21 protein-coding genes and 1 pseudogene are annotated in these 15962 nt (G+C 74.2%); 14 read left to right on the forward strand and 8 right to left on the reverse strand.

Features of this window, described 5'->3' with window-relative positions; all coding sequences use genetic code 11:
* Positions 1 to 64 precede the first annotated feature (64 nt).
* Positions 65 to 592, forward strand: a complete 528-nt coding sequence (locus tag CHF15_RS45935) for a hypothetical protein (protein ID WP_245939083.1) — start codon at positions 65 to 67, stop codon at positions 590 to 592.
* On the opposite strand, the gene CHF15_RS28610 is transcribed toward CHF15_RS45935, so the two are convergent.
* Positions 549 to 1358 (reverse strand): helix-turn-helix transcriptional regulator, encoded by an 810-nt coding sequence (locus tag CHF15_RS28610; protein ID WP_089226779.1) that lies wholly within the window; start codon positions 1356 to 1358, stop codon positions 549 to 551. The genes CHF15_RS45935 and CHF15_RS28610 overlap by 44 nt on opposite strands.
* Before the next feature lie 75 nt (positions 1359 to 1433).
* On the opposite strand from CHF15_RS28610, the gene CHF15_RS28615 reads away from it, so the two are divergent.
* The 3 genes from CHF15_RS28615 (at position 1434) to CHF15_RS28625 (ending at position 4704) form a co-directional block, all read left to right on the forward strand.
* Positions 1434 to 2018, forward strand: a complete 585-nt coding sequence (locus CHF15_RS28615) for a TIGR03086 family metal-binding protein (protein WP_089226780.1) — start codon at positions 1434 to 1436, stop codon at positions 2016 to 2018.
* A gap of 95 nt (positions 2019 to 2113) precedes the next feature.
* Positions 2114 to 4135: an NADPH-dependent 2,4-dienoyl-CoA reductase gene (locus CHF15_RS28620; RefSeq protein WP_089226781.1), complete on the forward strand. Its 2022-nt coding sequence runs from the start codon at positions 2114 to 2116 to the stop codon at positions 4133 to 4135.
* A gap of 26 nt (positions 4136 to 4161) precedes the next feature.
* Positions 4162 to 4704 (forward strand): PadR family transcriptional regulator, encoded by a 543-nt coding sequence (locus CHF15_RS28625; RefSeq protein ID WP_089226782.1) that lies wholly within the window; start codon positions 4162 to 4164, stop codon positions 4702 to 4704.
* Positions 4705 to 4717: 13 nt separating this feature from the next.
* Here CHF15_RS28625 and CHF15_RS28630 read toward each other — a convergent pair.
* A pseudogene (locus CHF15_RS28630) lies at positions 4718 to 4933 on the reverse strand (FAD-binding protein); the annotation flags it as partial.
* Between the two features lie 133 nt (positions 4934 to 5066).
* Positions 5067 to 6161: a PP2C family protein-serine/threonine phosphatase gene (locus tag CHF15_RS28635; protein WP_089226783.1), complete on the reverse strand. Its 1095-nt coding sequence runs from the start codon at positions 6159 to 6161 to the stop codon at positions 5067 to 5069.
* Positions 6162 to 6313: 152 nt separating this feature from the next.
* Between CHF15_RS28635 and rpmG the strand changes: the two genes are divergently transcribed.
* Both rpmG and CHF15_RS28645 read left to right on the forward strand, forming a co-directional pair.
* A complete protein-coding gene (gene rpmG / locus CHF15_RS28640; RefSeq protein WP_018561168.1) occupies positions 6314 to 6478 on the forward strand; it encodes a 50S ribosomal protein L33 in 165 nt (54 codons plus the stop codon).
* 49 nt (positions 6479 to 6527) lie between these two features.
* Positions 6528 to 6785: a type B 50S ribosomal protein L31 gene (locus CHF15_RS28645; protein WP_089226784.1), complete on the forward strand. Its 258-nt coding sequence runs from the start codon at positions 6528 to 6530 to the stop codon at positions 6783 to 6785.
* Positions 6786 to 6807: 22 nt separating this feature from the next.
* On the opposite strand, the gene dhaM is transcribed toward CHF15_RS28645, so the two are convergent.
* The 4 genes from dhaM to CHF15_RS28665 form a co-directional block, all read right to left on the reverse strand.
* Complete coding sequence (dhaM, locus tag CHF15_RS28650) at positions 6808 to 7206, reverse strand: dihydroxyacetone kinase phosphoryl donor subunit DhaM (protein WP_089226785.1); 399 nt, start codon at positions 7204 to 7206, stop codon at positions 6808 to 6810.
* On the reverse strand, positions 7203 to 7874 hold the full coding sequence (gene dhaL, locus CHF15_RS28655; protein ID WP_089226786.1) for a dihydroxyacetone kinase subunit DhaL: 672 nt from the start codon (positions 7872 to 7874) through the stop codon (positions 7203 to 7205). The genes dhaM and dhaL overlap by 4 nt, the downstream gene beginning before the upstream one ends.
* A 24-nt stretch (positions 7875 to 7898) precedes the next feature.
* The gene (dhaK, locus tag CHF15_RS28660; protein ID WP_089226787.1) at positions 7899 to 8891 is read right to left on the reverse strand and encodes a dihydroxyacetone kinase subunit DhaK; all 993 of its coding nucleotides are present in this window, start codon (positions 8889 to 8891) and stop codon (positions 7899 to 7901) included.
* 120 nt (positions 8892 to 9011) lie between these two features.
* Positions 9012 to 9722 (reverse strand): GntR family transcriptional regulator, encoded by a 711-nt coding sequence (locus CHF15_RS28665; RefSeq protein WP_089226788.1) that lies wholly within the window; start codon positions 9720 to 9722, stop codon positions 9012 to 9014.
* Positions 9723 to 9939: 217 nt separating this feature from the next.
* On the opposite strand from CHF15_RS28665, the gene CHF15_RS28670 reads away from it, so the two are divergent.
* The 5 genes from CHF15_RS28670 (at position 9940) to CHF15_RS28690 (ending at position 13953) form a co-directional block, all read left to right on the forward strand.
* On the forward strand, positions 9940 to 10704 hold the full coding sequence (locus CHF15_RS28670; protein WP_089226858.1) for a LamB/YcsF family protein: 765 nt from the start codon (positions 9940 to 9942) through the stop codon (positions 10702 to 10704).
* Positions 10701 to 11330 (forward strand): 5-oxoprolinase subunit B family protein, encoded by a 630-nt coding sequence (locus CHF15_RS28675; protein WP_089226789.1) that lies wholly within the window; start codon positions 10701 to 10703, stop codon positions 11328 to 11330. Before CHF15_RS28670 ends, CHF15_RS28675 begins: the two co-directional genes overlap by 4 nt.
* The gene (locus tag CHF15_RS28680; RefSeq protein WP_089226790.1) at positions 11327 to 12190 is read left to right on the forward strand and encodes a 5-oxoprolinase subunit C family protein; all 864 of its coding nucleotides are present in this window, start codon (positions 11327 to 11329) and stop codon (positions 12188 to 12190) included. The genes CHF15_RS28675 and CHF15_RS28680 overlap by 4 nt, the downstream gene beginning before the upstream one ends.
* Positions 12191 to 12279: 89 nt before the next feature.
* Complete coding sequence (locus CHF15_RS28685; protein ID WP_089226791.1) at positions 12280 to 13458, forward strand: acyl-CoA dehydrogenase family protein; 1179 nt, start codon at positions 12280 to 12282, stop codon at positions 13456 to 13458.
* A gap of 96 nt (positions 13459 to 13554) precedes the next feature.
* The gene (locus CHF15_RS28690; RefSeq protein ID WP_089226792.1) at positions 13555 to 13953 is read left to right on the forward strand and encodes a VOC family protein; all 399 of its coding nucleotides are present in this window, start codon (positions 13555 to 13557) and stop codon (positions 13951 to 13953) included.
* Here the strand turns inward: CHF15_RS28690 and CHF15_RS28695 are convergent, their stop codons facing one another.
* Positions 13954 to 14445 carry a nucleotidyltransferase domain-containing protein gene (locus tag CHF15_RS28695; protein WP_179280007.1) on the reverse strand — a complete coding sequence of 164 codons (492 nt, stop codon included), beginning with the start codon at positions 14443 to 14445 and terminating at the stop codon, positions 13954 to 13956.
* Between the two features lie 304 nt (positions 14446 to 14749).
* Between CHF15_RS28695 and CHF15_RS28700 the strand changes: the two genes are divergently transcribed.
* Genes CHF15_RS28700 through crcB form a run of 3 tightly spaced genes read left to right on the forward strand, consistent with a single transcriptional unit; the run spans position 14750 to position 15926 of the window.
* Positions 14750 to 15211, forward strand: coding sequence for a fluoride efflux transporter FluC (locus CHF15_RS28700; protein WP_179280003.1), 462 nt, complete (start codon positions 14750 to 14752; stop codon positions 15209 to 15211).
* Entirely contained in the window at positions 15208 to 15555 is a 348-nt protein-coding gene (locus CHF15_RS28705) for a DUF190 domain-containing protein (protein WP_089226793.1), read from the forward strand. The genes CHF15_RS28700 and CHF15_RS28705 overlap by 4 nt, the downstream gene beginning before the upstream one ends.
* Positions 15552 to 15926 (forward strand): fluoride efflux transporter CrcB, encoded by a 375-nt coding sequence (crcB, locus tag CHF15_RS28710; RefSeq protein ID WP_089226794.1) that lies wholly within the window; start codon positions 15552 to 15554, stop codon positions 15924 to 15926. Before CHF15_RS28705 ends, crcB begins: the two co-directional genes overlap by 4 nt.
* Positions 15927 to 15962: the final 36 nt, after the last annotated feature.

A 15962-nucleotide genomic window follows, 5' to 3' on the forward strand; every position in this document is an offset into this window, starting at 1 on the left:
CCGCCCTTCGACGCCCGCCCCCTGACGGTGCCGCCGCGACGGCACTTTCAGGAGGCGCGGTTGCGTGAAGGCGCTCGCCGGCTGGGCCGGGTGGGTCGCCTCTCCGGCGGTGGCGACGACCCGGTCGGCCGGGCTGGGCTCGGGACTCGCCGTCGGTGTTCGGCTGTTCTTCCGGTGGTCGGTTCACAGGGTGCGGCTCGAGGTCGGCCCGGACGGGATCGTGGCGGTCGACCCGTGGGGCACCCATCGTCTGCGACGGGACGAGGCGGCTTCGGTGCGGCTCGGCGCCTGGGGTGCGGAGTTCCATCACGGGGACGGCTTCAAGACCACGGCGTACGCGCTCGGCGAGCCGGCCGCGGGCACGTCGCAGGTCCGGCGTTTCGCGGAGCTGCGGGCCGTGCTGAACGCGGGCCCCGAGGCCGGGGACCGACCGGGCGGGCCCGGTGGTTGCTGCGCCGTCCGGCTGGTCACGAGGCCCGGGTGGGGCCCGGCCTGTCGTGCGGCGCGCCTGGGGGGTGCCGGGCATGGGTGGCGGCCCGCGCCGCAGGTCAGCTCGCGTACGCGGTGGGCGGCACGCCGACCGTCGCGGTGAAGTCCCGGACCAGATGGGCCTGGTCGCTGTAGCCGAGTTCCGCGGCGAGGGCGGACCAGTCGACGGACGCCTCGGACTCCGCGCGCTCCAGGGCCTCGTGGATGCGGTAGCGCAGGATGACCCACTTCGGGCTGACGCCGACGTACGCCGCGAACAGCCGCTGCAGGGAGCGGGCCGACATGCCCTCGGCGCGGGCGAAGTCCTCGACCCTCAGGATGGAGCGGTCGTGCCGGATACGGTCGGCCAGGGCCGCCGCGCGGGCCGCCTGCGGGTCGGGCGCGGGGGCGAGCGACAGCAGGAACGCGTCGAGGGCGGCGACGCGGGCGTCCTCGTCCCGTGGGCCGAGCACCGCTTCCGGTGCGGCCTCGTTGCCGGGCAGCGCGTCGTCGAGCAGGACGCGCCGGCCCGTCCAGTGCGACACCGGCACCGCGGGGGCGAAGGGCCGGAATCCGCCCGGCCGGAACTGGATGCCGCAGACGCGTCCGGTGGCCTCCAGCTTCTGCGTGAACAGCTCCAGCCCGATGCCCGAGACCTCGCCGAAGCCCGGGGCGGTCCCGTGGCGCTGGAAGACGATGTTGACCGAGGGATGCGGCACGACGTGCGAGGCGTACGGCTCGGTGAGGTCCCAGTCGATCAGCCAGTAGTGCTCCAGGTACGGCCGCAGCGCCGGAGCGGGCGCCCGGCGCCGGAAGCGGACGCGGGCGAAGAGCTCCGGTGCGTCGACGATGCCCCGGGTGTCGCGGCGCGGGCTGTCCGGACCTGCCATACCGGCGATCCTACGGGGGCGCCCTGTCGCATTTCTTCAAGCCGCCGGTGCCCTGCCGGTCCTAGCGTCGGACCCATGACGACGAGAACCGGTGAACTGCTCGCTGCGGCCCGCGACCGGGCCCTGCCGCTGGTGCACGCGCTGCCCGACGAGGCCCTGGAGGCGCCGACGCCCTGCGCCGAGTACGACGTGCGGAACCTGCTCAACCACCTCTTCCACGTGGTCGTCGGCTTCCAGGCGCTCGCGGCGCGTGAGGAGGCCGACTTCTCCGTCACCCCGGACCGTCTCGCCGAGTACGGCGACGGCTGGCGGGCGCGCTTCGAGGAGGAGACGGAACTGCTGGTGAGCGCCTGGGCGGTACCGGGCGCCGACGAGGGCGTGGCCGGGTCGATGAACCTGCCCGCGCGCACCGTCGGTGCCATGGCGCTGCTCGACCTGACGGTGCACCCCTGGGACCTCGCCCGTGCCACCGGGCTGCCCTACACACCGGACGCCGAGGGGCTGCGGGCGCTGGAGGAACTGGTGGCCGCGATGGGGCCGACCGCCCGGAAGATGGGGGTCTTCGGCGAGCCGGCACCCATGCCCGCCGGGGCCTCCGCCTTCGAGGCCCTGCTGGCGGGTACGGGCCGCGATCCGCGCTGGAGCCGCCCGGAGGCGTAGCGCGGAACACTTTTGCAACTGGTTGCACAATCGGGTCCGGGTGGTCTACAAACGTCGTGACGACACCGCGCGCCGCCGCCCGAGGAGACCCCGCGATGAGCCCCTACCCGCACCTGCTGAACCCGCTCGACCTCGGCTTCACCACACTGCCGAACCGGGTGCTCATGGGCTCGATGCACGTCGGGCTGGAGGAGGCCGAGGGCGGCTTCGAGCGGATGGCCGCGTTCTACGCCGCCCGGGCCCGGGGCGGCGTCGGCCTCATCGTCACGGGCGGCATCGCCCCCAACGACCGGGGCCGCCCCTACCCCGGCGGGGCCCGGATGACCACCGAGGCCGAGGCGGCGCAGCACGCCGTCGTCACCGACGCCGTGCACCGCGCCGGCGGCCGCATCGCCCTGCAGATCCTGCACTTCGGCCGGTACGCGTACCACCCGGAGCTGGTCGCCCCGAGCGCGCTGCAGGCACCGATCAGCCCCTACGTCCCGCACGCCCTCACCGGCGAGGAGGTCGAGGAGACCGTCGAGGACTTCGTGCGGGCGGCCGCGCTCGCGCGGCAAGCCGGGTACGACGGCGTCGAGATCATGGGCTCCGAGGGCTACCTGATCAACGAGTTCATCGCCTCCGCCACCAACCACCGCGACGACCGCTGGGGCGGATCCTACGAGAACCGGACCCGCTTCCCGCTGGAGATCGTCCGCCGCACCCGCGAACGGGTCGGCCCGGACTTCATCATCGTCTACCGGCTGTCCATGCTGGACCTGGTGCCCGGCGGCTCGACCCTGGAGGAGGTCGTCTCCCTCGCCAAGGAGATCGAGGCGGCCGGGGCGACGATCATCAACACCGGCATCGGCTGGCACGAGGCGCGCATCCCCACCATCGCCACCTCCGTCCCGCGCGGGGCGTACACCTGGGTGACGAAGCGGCTGATGGGCGCGGTGTCGGTGCCGCTGGTCACCAGCAACCGGATCAACACCCCCGAGGTGGCCGAGCGGTTGCTCGCCGAGGGGGCCGCCGACATGGTGTCGATGGCCCGTCCGATGCTCGCCGACCCGGACTTCGTGGCGAAGGCCCGCGAGGACCGCGCGGACGCCATCAACACCTGCATCGGCTGCAACCAGGCGTGCCTGGACCACACCTTCAGCGGCCGGCTCACCTCCTGCCTGGTCAACCCCCGGGCCTGCCACGAGACCGAGCTCGTCCTCCTCCCCACCCGGCTGCGCAAGCGCGTCGCCGTCGTCGGCGCCGGTCCCGCCGGACTCGCCTGCGCCGTCTCCGCGGCCGAACGGGGCCACGCCGTCACCCTCTTCGACGCCGCCGGCCGGATCGGCGGCCAGCTGAACATCGCCCGCAAGGTGCCGGGCAAGGAGGAGTTCGACGAGACGCTGCGGTACTTCCGCACCCGCCTCGCCGAGGAGGAGGTGGAGCTGCGCCTGGACACGCACGTCACGGCGGAGTTCCTGGCGGACGGGGGCTTCGACGAGATCGTCCTGGCCACCGGCGTCACCCCGCGCACGCCTGACATCCCCGGCGTCGACCACCCGAGCGTGCTGAGCTACCTCGACGTGCTGCGCGACGGAGCCCCGGTCGGCGAGCGCGTCGCCGTCGTCGGCGCGGGAGGCATCGGCTTCGACGTCGCCGGGTTCCTCACCGACGGCGGCGAGGGCGCGAGCCGGGACCCGCAGACGTACTTCCGCCAGTGGGGTGTCGACACCGAGTACCGCGGGCCCGGCGGGCTGCGCGCGCCCGAGCGGCCGAAGCCGCCGCGCACCGTGTACCTGCTGCAGCGCAAGGCCACCAAGGTCGGTGCGGGACTGGGCAAGACCACCGGCTGGATCCACCGCACCGAACTCAAGCACCGCGGCGTCACCATGGTCGCGGGCGCCGTCTACGAGCGCATCGACGACGAGGGCCTGCACGTCACCGTGGACGGCGAGCGGCGGACCGTGCCCGCCGACACCGTCGTCCTGTGCGCCGGTCAGGAGCCGCGGCGCGACCTGTACGAGGCGCTGCGCGCGGCCGGGCACCCGGTGCACCTCATCGGCGGCGCCGACGTCGCGGCGGAGCTGGACGCCAAGCGGGCCATCCGCCAGGGCACCGAAGTGGCCGCGACGCTGTGAACCCGGCCCGTCCGTAGGATGCGGACATGTCGTTGCCGCACGCCATCCTCACCGCCCTGCTGGAGAAGCCGTCGTCGGGGCTTGAGCTGGCACGCCGCTTCGACCGTTCCATCCGCTACTTCTGGTCCGCGACCCACCAGCAGATCTACCGCGAGCTGGGCCGGCTGGAGGACGCGGGCCTGATCCGGGCCCTGCCCGCGGCCCAGCCCGCCCGCGGGCAGCGCAAGGAGTACGAGGTACTGCCCGCGGGCCGCGCCGAACTCGTCGCCTGGGTGGCCGCCACCGAGGACCCCAAGCCCATCCGCGACCCGCTGCTGCTGCGCCTGCGCGCGGCGGCGGTCGTCGGGACCGACGGGCTCGCGGCCGAGCTGCGCCGTCATCTGGAGCTGCACGAGCGGCAGTTGGCACAGTACGCCGAGATCGAGCGGCGTGACTTCCCGCCGGGGCGCGGCGCCGACGAGGACCGGCTGCGGCACCTGGTGCTGCGTGCGGGCATCGAGCTGGAGACCTTCTGGGCGCAGTGGCTCGGCGAGGCGGTCGCCGAGGTCGAGGAGATGGGGCGGTCGTGACCGGCCACTGGGGTCAGTGGTCGGCGATGTCGTTGGCGGCGACGTAGCCGAAGGTCATCGCGGGGCCGATGGCCGAACCCGCCCCCGCGTAGCTGTGGCCCATCACGGCCGCGCTCGCGTTGCCCGCGGCGTACAGGCCCCTGATGGCCGTCCCGTCGGGGCGCAGCACCCGCGCACGGGCGTCGGTGCGCATGCCGCCCTTGGTGCCGAGGTCCCCGGGGACGATCTTTGGTCGTCGGCCAAGGCGGACACGGTCATGGCGGGCCTCCGGCGAAGGAATCTGACGTTGCGTCAGAAATGTGCGGCCGGTGCCCGGGGAAGTCAAGACGCGCGCGTCCGGCGCCGCGTCACTCCCGCGTCCGTCACCGTGTACGGCGCAGCGCCAGCAGTGCCGCGTCGTCGCCGAGGCCGCCGCCGCTCCAGGCGCGCAGATCGGCCAGCACCCGGTCGAGCAGGTCGTCCGGATCCTGCTCGGGCATCTCCCGCACCCGTTCGGCGAGCGGGTAGAAGCGGCCCTGCCGGTCGCGGGCCTCGACCACGCCGTCGGTGCAGAACAGCAGCAGGTCGCCGCGGTGGAAGGCGACCGTCTGCGGGCGGTAGCGGTCGCCGGTCAGGGCGAGGAGCCCGAGCGGCGGCGCGGGGACCTCGGGCGCCAGCTCGGTCACGGCGCCGTGGCGCCGCAGCAGGGGCGCGGGGTGGCCGCAGTTGACGAGCACGGCGTCGTCGCCCTCCTCCGGGACGGTCAGCAGGACGGCGGTGACGAAGTCCTCGCTGCCGCCGCCGCTGCGGGCGAGCGCGCTGTCCAGCCGGGCCGCGACCGCGTCCAGGTCCGGTTCCGAGCGGGCGGCGTCCCGGAAGACGCCGAGGACGTCGGCAGCGGTCTCCACGGCGGCCAGCCCCTTGCCGCGTACGTCGCCGAGCAGCACCCGCACCCCGTGGTCGGTCGGCACCACCTCGTACAGGTCCCCGCCGATGCGGGCCTGCGCCTCCGCCGCCACATAGCGCACCGCGACACGCAGCGGGCCGATCCGGGGCGGCGGCGGACGCAGCAGGGCGCTCTGCGCCGCCTCGGCGACTCCGCGCACCCGGGCCAGCTCCCGCTCCCGCCCGGTGATCAGCACGACGGCGCCGGTGCTGGTGAAGGTCACCGCGAGCACGGTGATCGCGGAGGCCACGTGGACCAGCGCCGGGACCCCGTGGTTCGCCGCCGCGAGCGCGAAGACCAGGCCGATCGCAAGCGCTCCCGCCGCCAGCGGACCGCGGGCGCGGCGCGAGTGCGCGCCGGCGAGCACCGGGAGCGCCGCCAGTACGGGGGCGAGGGTCGTACCCGGGCCGCTGGTCAGGTCCAGGACCACGCAGCCGGCGATCAGCAGGTAGGCCAGCACCAGGAAGCAGAGCGCCCCGCGGGGCAGTGCGAGCGGGGGCGCGCCGGTGTGCGTGTGCGGGCCGCGGGCCATGGGTGCCAGCCCTCCTGTCGCCGGTGCGGGACACCCCTTCTCCATCTTCGCCGCACCGGGCCTGCGACGGCGGGAATGGACGCGACGGCCCCCGTGTTGAACCCCACGTCCGAAGAAAATGAAAACCATTATGGACGTGGAGAGGACCCCGCATGGCACGCAGCGAGCAGCGCCCGGTGATCACGCTCCGGTCGACCGCCGGCACCGGCACGGCCTACGTGACCCGCAAGAACCGGCGCAACGACCCGGACCGGATGGTCCTGAGCAAGTACGACCCGGCCGTCGGCCGCCACGTCCCGTTCCGCGAGGAGCGCTGACACCGGCGAACGCAGCCGTCCCCCGTCCCGCCGCAGACTGGAGCACACCGTGCAGCACACGATCCACCCCGCCTACCGTCCGGTCGTCTTCCGTGACCGCAGCGCGGACCTCGCCTTCCTCACCCGCTCCACGATGACCGCCGAGAAGACCGTCGTCTGGGAGGACGGGAACACCTACCCGGTGGTCGACGTGGAGATCTCCTCCGCGAGCCACCCGTTCTACACCGGCAACGCCCGCGTCATGGACACCGCCGGACGCGTCGAGCGCTTCGAGCGCCGGTACGGCACCGGCCCCCGCCGGGGCTGATCGCCGCAGGCCGCGGCGCCGCTCAGGTCTTGCGGTACGTGTACGCGTCCTGAGCCGCCGCGGCCACGGCGTCGAGGTCCGCACCGGTCGAGGCGGTGACCACCGCGGCCACCGCGCCCTCCACGAACGGCGCGTCGACCAGCCGGGTACCGGGCGGCAGCTCGTCCCCTTCGGCGATCAGCGCCTTCACCGTCAGGACGGCGCTGCCCAGGTCGGCGAGGACGGCGACACCGTCGCCCCGGTCCACCGAGTGCGCGGCGGCGGTGATCTTCCCGGCATCCGTGCCGAGCCCGCCGTCCGGCGCTCCGCCGGCGGCGGCCACCGGCACTTCGGTGCCGCCGCCGCTCAGGCCGGTCGCCATCCGCGCGACCGACTCGGCGACCTGGGCGCTGTGCGACACCAGCACCAGCCCGACCGTCATACGGTGCCCTCCCGGGCCGCGCCGGCCAGGGCGCCCACCAGGAGCGCCGAGGACGCCGCCCCGGGGTCCTGGTGCCCGATGCTGCGCTCCCCGAGATAGCTCGCCCGCCCCTTGCGGGCCTGCATGGGAACGGTGGCCAGCGCCCCCTCGTCGGCGGCGATCGCGGCCGCCGACAGCGCCTCCGCGAGCCCGGCGCCCTTGTCGAGGGCGAAGGTCAGCGCCTCCACGGCCGGTGCCAGCGCGTCCAGCATCGTCTTGTCGCCCTGTGCCGCGCCGCCCAGCTGTGCGACGCCGTCCACCCCTTCGCGCAGGGCCTGCGCCAACTGCTCCGGCGCCACCTGCCGGGCATCGCCCAGGGCCTTGCCCGCCTTGCGCAGCAGCGTCCCGTACAACGGGCCCGAGGCCCCGCCGACCGTGCTGATCAGCTGCCGCCCGACCAGCACCAGCACACCGCCCGGGGTGTCCGGCGGCTCCTTCTCCACCGCCGTGCGCGCCGCGATGAAGCCGCGCCGCATGTTCGCCCCGTGGTCGGCGTCCCCGATGGGGGAGTCCAGTTCCGTCAGCCGATCCGCCTCGCGCTCGATCACCGAGGCCGCGGCGATGAACCAGCGGCGGAGGAAGGCCGTGTCGATCACCTGGCCCGCTCCGGTGGACGATGCCTCGCTCATCTCTCCCGCTCTCCTCAACCTCGCTCAGGCGCCCCAGCACAGGGCCGGTGTGCTCACCGGCGCGTCCCACAGCCGCAGCATTTCCTCGTCCACCCGGCACAGCGACACCGACGCGCCCGCCATGTCCAGCGACGTCACGTAGTTGCCGACCAGTGTGCGGGCCACCGTCACGCCGCGCGCCCCGAGTACCCGGTGCACCTCGGCGTTGAACCCGTACAGCTCCAGCAGCGGCGTGCCGCCCATGCCGTTCACCAGGAGCAGCACCGGACCGTCCGGGCGGAGGTCGTCCAGGACGGCGTCGACGGCGAACTCCGCGATCTCGCCCGAGGTCATCATCGCCCGGCGTTCCCGGCCCGGCTCGCCGTGGATGCCGATGCCCAGCTCCAGTTCCCCCGCCGGGAGGTCGAAGGTGGGCGCGCCCTTGGCCGGTGTGCTGACCGCGGTCAGCGCGACGCCGAAGCTCCGCGAGACCTCGTTGACGCGTCGCGCGACGGCCTGGACGCGCTCCAGCGGCGCCCCCTCCTCGGCCAGCGCGCCCGCGATCTTCTCCACGAAGAGCGTGGCGCCGGTGCCGCGCCGTCCCGCCGTGAAGAGGCTGTCGGTCACGGCGACGTCGTCGTTGACCAGGACCTTGCCGACCATGATCCCCTCGTCCTCGGCCAGCTCGGCGGCCATGTCGAAGTTCAGCACGTCGCCGGTGTAGTTCTTCACGATGAACAGCACCCCGGCCCCGCTGTCGACCGCCGCGGCCGCCCGTACCATCTGGTCCGGCACGGGGGAGGTGAACACCTCGCCCGGGCACGCCGCGTCGAGCATCCCGCGTCCCACGAACCCCCCGTGCAGTGGCTCGTGCCCCGACCCGCCCCCCGAGAGCAGTGCGACCTTGCCCGCGACCGGCGCGTCCCGGCGTACGATCACCCGGTTCTCCACGTCCACGGTCAGCTCCGGATGCGCTGCCGCGAACCCCCGCAGCGCGTCGGCGACCACGGTTTCCGGGACATTGATCAGCATCTTCATGGAACGGCTCCGTCCAAAGGCTGGGTCTGGCGGTGCTGCGCTGTCACATCAGCCTACAAATCCGCAGGGCCAGGGGCAGTCCCGATGACGCATGAGTCTCATGTGCACCGTGCACAGGGTCTACCGGAGCCCGTCCCCGTCCGCGGCGGGCAGCCCGTACCGGCGCAGGAGCTGCGCCTCGGCGTGGTCGAGGTAGGACGCCAGCAGCAGCTCCGCCTTCGCCGGGTCGGCCGCCTCCAGGGCGGAGAGGATCTCCCGGTTGCCGTCGAGGTAGGGCTCGTGGAACGCCCGTGGGTCGTCCATCGCGTGGAAGGCCAGGCGGAGTTCGGCGAGCACGCCCGTCATGAGCCCGGTCAGCCGGGCGCTGCCCGCCAGGTCGGCCAGCGCCTGGTGGAAGTGGATGTCGGCCGTTCCCAGTTCTCCCCACCGCTCCCCGGCGGCGGCCCGCCCGCCCTCCGCCACGGCGTCCGCGGCGCCGGTCAGGTCGTACGGCGCCGCCCCGAGGCCGCGGATCACCGAGCACTCGACCAGGCGCCGCACCCGGTAGATGTCGGCGACGTCCGCGGCCGTCAGCACCCGGACGAAGACCCCGCGGTTCAGCTCGTGCACCAGCAGCTTCTCGTGCGTCAGCAGCCGGAACGCCTCGCGGAGGGTGTTGCGGGAGACACCCAGCGCCCCGGCGACGACGTCCTCGGCGAGCTTGCCGCCCGGCGGCAGGTGGCCCTCGGAGATCCTGGTGCGCAGCACCGCGGCGACCCGGTCCGCGGTGCTGGAGCGCGCCAGTAGCGCCCGGTCGCCGGCGAGGACCGCGGGATCCACCTCTGCCGCCATCGTCCCGGCCCCTCTCGCTCCGTGCCCGGCCGCGGGCCCGCGGCGCGGGGCCCAGTCAATCCGAGAGCGGAGGAGAAGACAACGGGACTCTTGTCGGATTGTTCAACAAGAACCTACGGTGATCGGACGCCGGGAATGGTTCGCGCCCGGCCCGCCGGACACCGCCGCTCACGTCGCCCGACCGGACGCGGCCCTTCCCGAGGAGTTCGCCGTACCGATGACAGACCTCGTGATCGACCTCAACGCGGACCTGGGGGAGGGCTACGGACGGTGGGTCCTCACCGACGACGACGCCCTGCTGTCCGTGGTCACCAGCGCCAACGTCGCCTGCGGCTTCCACGCGGGCGACCCCGGCATCATGCGCCGGGTGTGCGACACCGCGGCGGCGCGCGGGGTGCGCATCGGCGCCCAGGTCTCGTACCGGGACCTCGCGGGGTTCGGGCGGCGGGCCATGGAGGTGCCCGCGGACGAACTGGCCGACGAGATCACCTACCAGATCGGCGCGCTGGAGGTCTTCGCCCGCGCCGCGGGCGCCCAGGTGGCGTACGTCAAACCGCACGGGGCCCTCTACAACAGGGTCGCCGTCGACGACGAGCAGGCCGCCGCCGTCGCCGCGGGCACCCGGCGGGCCGATCCGGCCCTGCCGGTGCTCTGCCTGCCCGGCTCGGCCATGGACCGCGCGGCCCGGCAGGCCGGGCTGGGCGTGGTGGGGGAGGCCTTCGCCGACCGCGCCTACACCGCCGCCGGCACGCTCGTGCCGCGCGGCACCTCGGGCGCGCTCATCGCCGACCCCCACGAGGTCACCCGGCAGGCGGTCGGCCTGGCCCGGGACGGCGTCACCACCGCCCTGACCGGCGAACCGGTGAGCGTACGGGCGAGGTCGCTGTGCCTGCACGGCGACTCCCCGGACGCGGTGGCCACGGCCCTGCGCGTGCGGGCCGCGCTCGAGGACGCGGGCGTGCGGCTGGAGGCGTTCGCATGAGGGTCCTTGACGTCGGGGAGGACGCCCTCCTGATCGATCTGGCCACCCCCGACGAGGCGCGGTCCTGGCACGCCGAACTCCTGCGCCGCCGCGGCGAGGGCGGTCTCGGGCCGGTGCGCGAGATCGTCCCCGGCGAGCGGACCGTGCTGCTGTACGGGGTGCCGGACGCGGCCGCGCTCCGCGCGGAGTTGCGCGGCTGGTCCGTCACGGCGCGGGCGGCGGCCGGCGGGCCGCTCGTGGAGATACCGGTCCGCTACGACGGGCCCGACCTCGCGGTGGTGGCCGAGCGGTGGGGCGTGCGGCCGCAGGACGTGGCCGGGGTGCACAGCGGCACCGAACACCGCGTGGCCTTCTGCGGGTTCGCCCCGGGCTTCGCCTACATGACCGGGCTCGGCGAGCGGTACGGCGTGCCGCGCCGGGCCGAGCCGCGCACCTCGGTGCCCGCCGGCTCGGTGGCCGTCGCGGGCCCCTACACCGGCATCTACCCGAGGAGTTCACCGGGCGGCTGGCAGCTGATCGGGACCACTTCCGTCCGCCTGTGGGACCTGGCCCGCGAGCCTGCCGCGCTGCTCGCGCCCGGTACCCGAGTGCGCTTCGTCCCCGCGCCCGAGGGGGCGGGAGCGTGAGCGGGGGCGAGCTGCGGATCGTCAGGGCCGGTGCGCTGACCACCGTCCAGGACCTCGGGCGGTACGGTCACGCCGCGCTCGGCGTCGCCCGCTCCGGGGCCCTGGACCGGCCGGCGCACCGGCTGGCCAACCGCCTGGTGGGCAACGCCGACCGGGCCGCGACCCTGGAGACCACGCTGACCGGGGTGGCCGTGCGGGTCGTCCGCGCGGCCGTCGTCGCGGTCACCGGGGCACCCGCACCGGTCCTGCTCGACGGCCGCCCCGCCCCCTGGGGCGCCGCCGTGCGGCTGCCGGCCGGGGCCGTGATCGAGGTGGGGCCCGCCACGCGGGGTGTGCGCAGCTACCTGGCGGTCGGCGGCGGCGTCGACGTGCCCGCGGTGCTCGGCAGCCGTTCCACCGACCTGCTGTCCGGGCTGGGGCCCGCGCCGCTCAGGGACGGCGACGTGCTGCCGCTGGGCGCGGGGACCGGGCTCCCCGTCCACGCCGACCTGGCCCCGCACGCCGGTCCGCCGCGGGAACTGGTGCTGCCGCTGCGGCTCGGGCCGCGCGACGACTGGTTCACCGCGGCCGCCGTCCGCACCCTGGCGGCCGGCCGCTTCCACGTGTCGGAGCGCAGCAACCGCATCGCGCTGCGCACCACGGGGCCCGTGCTGGAACGGGCCGTCCACCGGGAGCTGCCGAGCGAGGGCATGGTCGTGGGAGCCGTCCAAGTGCCGCCCGACGGCCGGCCGGTGGTCTTCCTCGCCGATTCGCCCACCACCGGCGGCTACCCGGTCGTCGGCGTGGTCCCCGAACGAGGCCTGGCCGCGGCCGCGCAGGCCGCCCCGGGGCTGCCGGTGCGCTTCGTTCCCCAACGCTGAGACCGGTCACGGCCCTTCCGGATTTCTGCAACGCGTTCTACTCTGGCGCCGTCGTCGCTCAGGGACGCGACCGGACCTCGGGAGGGGCCGTGCACCTGGACCACACACCGGAGCAGCAGCGGCTGCGCGCCGAACTCAGGTCGTACTTCGCCGGACTGGTGCCCGACAACGCCTACGCCCGGCACTTCGACCGGACCGCCGCCAAGCGCTTCTACCGCGAGACCGTCCGACGGCTCGGCCGCGACGGATGGCTCGGCGTCGGCTGGCCCGAGGAGTACGGCGGCCGCGGCATGACCCCGATGGAACAGTTCATCTTCTTCGACGAGGCAGCCCAGGCGGGCGTCCCGCTGCCGCTGATGGCGCTCAACACCGTCGGGCCCACGATCATGCAGTTCGGCACCGAGGAGCAGAAGGCGTACTTCCTGCCGCGCATCCTCTCCGGGGAGATCGACTTCGCCATCGGCTACTCCGAGCCCGACGCGGGCACCGACCTGGCCGCACTGCGCACCCGCGCCGTACGCGAGGGCGATGCGTATGTCGTCAACGGCCAGAAGATCTGGACCACCAACGGCGACACCGCCGACTGGGTCTGGCTCGCCGTCCGCACCGACCCCGGCGCGCCGCCCCACAAGGGCATCTCGATCCTCCTGGTGCCGACCACCGCGCCCGGCTACTCCTGCACGATCATCAACACCCTCGCCTCCCACGACACCACCGCGAGCTACTACGAGGACATCCGCGTCCCCGTCGACCGCCGCGTCGGAGAGGAGAACCAGGGCTGGCGGCTGATCACCACCCAGCTCAACCACGAACGCGTCACCCTCGCCGCCCACGGCACGATGGCGATCCGCGCCTTCCACGACGTGCGCCGCTGGGCCGCCGACACCAAACTGGCCGACGGCCGCCGCGTCATCGACCTCGCCTGGGTCCGCGGCCGCCTCGCCCGCGTCCACGTCCGGCTGGACGCCATGAAACTGCTCAACTGGCAGATGGTCGACGCCCTCCACCGCGGCAGCCTGACCCCGCACGACGCCTCGGCCGTCAAGGTCTACGGCTCCGAGGCCCGTCGTGACGCGTACGCCTGGCTGATGGAGATCACCGCCGCCGTCGGCCCCATGAAGGAGGGCTCCGCGGGCGCCGTCCTCCACGGCGAGCTGGAACGCGGCTACCGCAGCGCCGTCATCTTCACCTTCGGCGGCGGCAACAACGAGATCCAGCGCGAGATCATCTCCTGGATCGGTCTGGGCATGCCGCGCGTCCGCCGGTGAGCGGGCGGCCCCCGCAGGTCCTACGTCCACCGGCGTAACGCACGACGGGACCTCCGCTCGATGCCCGGCCCCCGGACACGGCCTGGCGTGCGGCGCATGGAGATCCCCGAGCAGTACAAGTACGCCGTCATCCCGCACGCGTTGGTCGACGGGGCCGCCGAGGCGATCAGGTTCTGCGCCGCCGCGTTCGGAGCGACGGAGTCCTTCCGGCTCGAAGGCGACGACGGGCGGATCGTGCACGCCGAGATCACGATCCACCGCTCCACCCTCATGCTCGGTGACGCCGAGGCCCCGGGGCGTCCGCCCGCCGCGGCCGGGCCCTCCGTCGTCCTGCACGTCTACGTGCCGGACGTGGACGCGCTGACCGGCCGGGCCGTGGCCGCCGGCGCCGAACTGCTCACGGCCCCGGCCGACATGCCCTACGGCGCACGGCAGTCGATGCTCCGCGACCCCTTCGGGCACGTCTGGATCCTTCTGACGCCCCTCGACGGCTGATCAGAAGTGGGTGGCGATCCCGAAGGCCTCGCGGAGCCGGCGCATGTCGTGGCGGTCCCGTTCGGCCGGCTCGTACCCCTGGTGGAAGGAGACCTGCTGCTCGGCCGACAGGCAGGGGACGGCGGTCCGCTCCACCTCGCCGGTGACGAAGCACGCGGCCGGGTAGCCGAAGGGGCGCCCCGGCTCCGGCGACGCCTGCTCGGCGCTCCCGTCGGCGGCGAAGGTCAGGGGGTGCAGGTCGATCTCGCGGCCCCGGGCGTCGGTGACGACGAAGCGCACCGGCCGCCCGTCGAGCGACTCGGCGAAACCGGCCGCCGCCAGCGCCGCGACGACGGCCTCCTCCTGCTCGTGGCGGTGCATGAGGTCCAGGTCCCGGTGGTCCCGGGTCTGCCTGCCCAGCAGGGCGTCGATCCCCCAGCCCCCGCCGACCCAGACCTCGGCGCCGGCCCCGCGCAGCAGGCCCAGGATCTCCACCACGTCCCGTCCGGTCATCATCGGCACGTCCCCTCCCTCGCCCGGGTCGAAGTCCCAGGGTGCCACCCGGGCCGGATCACGGGGCCGGATCACGGGGCCGGATCACGGGGCCGGATCACTGGGCCGGATCACTGGGCCCGGAACTCCGGAGTATCGTGGAACCAGCGGTGGTCCCTCGTGACCGCCGCGCGGCGGTGGGGCCCGCCGTACCCGAACCGCGGTGAGGATGCCGCCAACGGTCCCTACTTGTGACGGAACGCGCCCTGCGCAGGGGCGCCCCACGAGTAGGAGACGCATGACCTCGCCGGCCCCCCTCCCCCCGATGACCGAGCCCGCATCGCCCGACGCCGAGCCCCCGCCGCCCCTGCCGCGATCCGCGCGGATACGGGAGCAGGCGCCCGCCGTCGGCGTGGTCGCGGTCGGCGGTGCCCTGGGGGCGTGCGCGCGCTACGGCGCGGGCCTGCTGTGGCCCACCGCGCCGGGCGCCTTCCCGTGGACCACCCTCGGCGTCAACGCGCTCGGCTGCGCCGTGATCGGCGTGTTCATGGTCGTCATCACCGAGATGTGGTCCGCGCACCGGCTCGTCCGCCCGTTCTTCGGCACCGGCGTGCTCGGCGGCTTCACCACCTTCTCCACGTACGCCGTCGACATCCACGGCCTGGTCGAGGGCGGTCACGCCGAGGCGGGACTCGCCTACCTCGCCGCGACCCCGCTGATCGCCCTGGCGGCGGTGTGGGGCGCGGCGCACACGGCCCGCCGCCTGATCGGATGGAGGCAGACATGACACGCCTGAACGGCACCGCGCTGCGGCTGACGATCCTGATCGGCGACAACGACACCTGGCACCACAAGCCGCTGTGCTCCGAGATCACCCGCCGCGCGCACGAAGCCGGCCTGGCCGGGGCCAGCGTCTTCCACGGGGTCGAGGGCTTCGGCGCCTCCTCGCTGATCCACACCAGCCGGCTGCTCTCGCTGAGCGACAACCTTCCGGTGGCCGTCGTCATCGTCGACCACGAGGAGCGCATCCGCGCGTTCCTGCCGCAACTCGACGAACTGGTCACCGAGGGGCTGGTCACCCTCGACGAGGTCGAGGTCATCCGCTACGTCGGACGGGGGAACCACGGGTGAACTGGATGCTCGTCATCGCCGGGGCCGTGGTCGGTGCGCCGCTGCGGTACCTCACCGACCGTGCCGTCCAGGCCCGGCACGACACCGTGTTCCCGTGGGGCACCTTCACCGTCAACGTGGTCGGCTGCCTCGTCCTGGGGCTGCTGGCCGGCGCGGTCACCTACGGCGCGGCCTCCCACTCGGTCCAGCTCCTGGTCGGCACGGGTTTCTGCGGGGCGCTCACCACCTACTCGACCTTCTCGTACGAGACCCTGCGGCTGGCCGAGACCGGGGCGCGGTTCTTCGCCGTCGCCAACGTCGTCGCGAGCGTGGTCGCCGGCATCGGCGCGGCGTTCACCGGTGCCGCGCTGGCCCAGGCGATCTGGGCCTGAGCGGTACCCGGTACCGGAAAGCCTCCGAACAGGACG

The sequence above is a fragment of the Actinacidiphila glaucinigra genome, assembly GCF_900188405.1.
Classification (GTDB): Bacteria; Actinomycetota; Actinomycetes; order Streptomycetales; family Streptomycetaceae; genus Actinacidiphila; species Actinacidiphila glaucinigra.